At 60.2% G+C, this 2,096-nt stretch carries 1 protein-coding gene; it reads left to right on the top strand.

From position 1 onward, the window contains the following. Positions 1–2,076 (top strand): DNA polymerase III subunit alpha (gene dnaE, locus WA989_RS06630; protein ID WP_424339717.1); only part of this gene is annotated, 2,076 nt, incomplete at its 5' end. Positions 2,077–2,096: the final 20 nt, after the last annotated feature.

The raw sequence follows: 2,096 nt of genomic DNA, 5'->3' as shown, positions 1-2,096 counted from the left end.
CAGGTGGACCGTCTAGCGAAGCTGATCCCGTTCAACCCCGCCAATCCGCCCAAGCTCCAGGATGCGATCGACGAGGAACCGAAATTTCAGGACGAGATTGCGCAAGATCCGCGCGTCGGAGAGCTTCTGGAAACGGCGCTGGCGCTCGAAGGGCTGTACCGAAATGCCGGTACCCACGCTGCCGGAGTTGTCATCGGTGACCGGCCTCTGACGGAACTGGTCCCGCTCTATAATGATCCGCGGTCCGACCTGCCGGCGACCCAGTTCAATATGAAATGGGCGGAATCTGCGGGTCTAGTGAAATTTGACTTCCTCGGGCTGAAGACGCTCACGGTGATTGACCGGGCACTTAAATTCATCCGGCGGGATGGACGCGATGTTGGCCCTGAATGGGAAACGCTCGACGATCAGGAAACATATGATCTGATGGCGAGCGGCAATACGCTCGGCGTGTTCCAGCTGGAAGGCCAGGGCATGCGGGACACGCTGCGCAAGGTTCGGCCGAACGATCTCGAAGACGTGATCGCCATCATCTCGCTCTACAGGCCGGGCCCGATGGACAACATCCCGGTCTATGTTGCGGGCAAGGAAGATCCGAAGAATGTCCGCTACCAGCACCCGGATCTCGAACCGATCCTTGAGGCGACCTATGGCGTGCCTGTCTATCAGGAGCAGGTCATGCGGATGGCGCAAGAGATTGCCGGTTATTCGCTTGGCGAGGCCGATCTTCTTCGCCGCGCCATGGGTAAAAAGAAAGTCGAGGAGATGGTCGCCCAGCGCGAGCGCTTCCTGAAGGGGGCCAAGGAGCTGAAAGGCATTGAGGCGCCGCTTGCCAACGAGATCTTCGACACGATGGAGAAATTCGCGGGTTACGGCTTCAACAAGTCCCACGCAGCCGCCTATGCGCTCATCGGCTACCAGACCGCCTATCTGAAGCGCCACTTCCCGGTCGAATTTCTCGCCGCGTCCATGAGCCTCGATCTGCACAATACCGACAAGCTCGCTGCCTTTGTTCAGGAGGTGAAGCGGCTCGAAGTGCCGTTGATCCAGCCGGACGTGAACCGGTCGAGCGCCGATTTCGATGTGGAAGACGGCGCCCTGGTCTATGCGCTCGGCGCGCTCAAAGGCGTCGGCCTCGAGGCGATGAAGCATCTTGTAGCAGAGCGGGAAAGCGAAGGTCAGTTCAAATCGCTTCATGACTTTGCAGAACGGGTCGATCCAAAATCGGTCAACAAGAAGTGTTTCGAACAGCTATCGCGTGCAGGCGGCTTCGACTCGCTTGAACCAAACCGTGCGAACGCGCTGGCTGCAGCGCCGCTTCTGGCCGCGACAGCTGTTTCGGCCGCTGAAGATAGGGCAGGCGGGCAAGGCGGGCTGTTCGGTGAGGCCGAACCGGCGATCCGGGCGACATTGCCTCAAGTGTCGGCCTGGAACGGTCAACAGAAGCTCGACGAAGAGTTCGCCGCGGTTGGCTTCTACCTCAGCGGCCACCCGCTGGATGATGTTCTCGACAGCCTGGAAGAGGGGCGCGTGACGCTCTCGGCGGAGATTGCAGATGTGGCGGTGGATGGCCGTCCGCTTGAGCTTATCGGTGTGGTTCGGCGCCGCGTGGAAAAGCTGGCACGATCGGGCGGCAAGTTTGCGTTCCTTACTTTGTCGGATCCGACGGGCGAGGTCGAGCTGATGGTCATGCCTGAAGTGCTGGAGACCTATCGAGACATGCTCTCGCCGGCCAGCAGCGTTTGCGTGACTGTGAATGTCCGCCGCCAGGATGAGGAAATCAGGCTCTCGGCAAGCCAGGTTAAACCGATCGAGAAGGCGCGTATCGGCAAGAAGGCCAAGGCCCTTCAGGTCCGGCTGTCGCGCGGGGCCAACTATGCCGAGCTGGCAGGTGTCGCGAAACGTCTGGTCGATGCGCCGGGTGCAGACAGGGGCGAGATATATTTCGAGCTGCCACTCGAGGATGGCCGGATTGTTACGATGAAACTGCCCGAGACCTACGCTACCGGCCTAGAAGCGCTCCGCGCGCTCAAGATGGCTTCTGGTGTTACGAGGGTTGATACACGGGCGGCCTGATGGTCCCCTGTGAACAAGCA

The sequence above is a fragment of the Henriciella sp. genome (genome assembly GCF_049649345.1).
Classification (GTDB): Bacteria; Pseudomonadota; Alphaproteobacteria; order Caulobacterales; family Hyphomonadaceae; genus Henriciella.
This window is presented reverse-complemented; position numbering and strand designations above follow the sequence as displayed.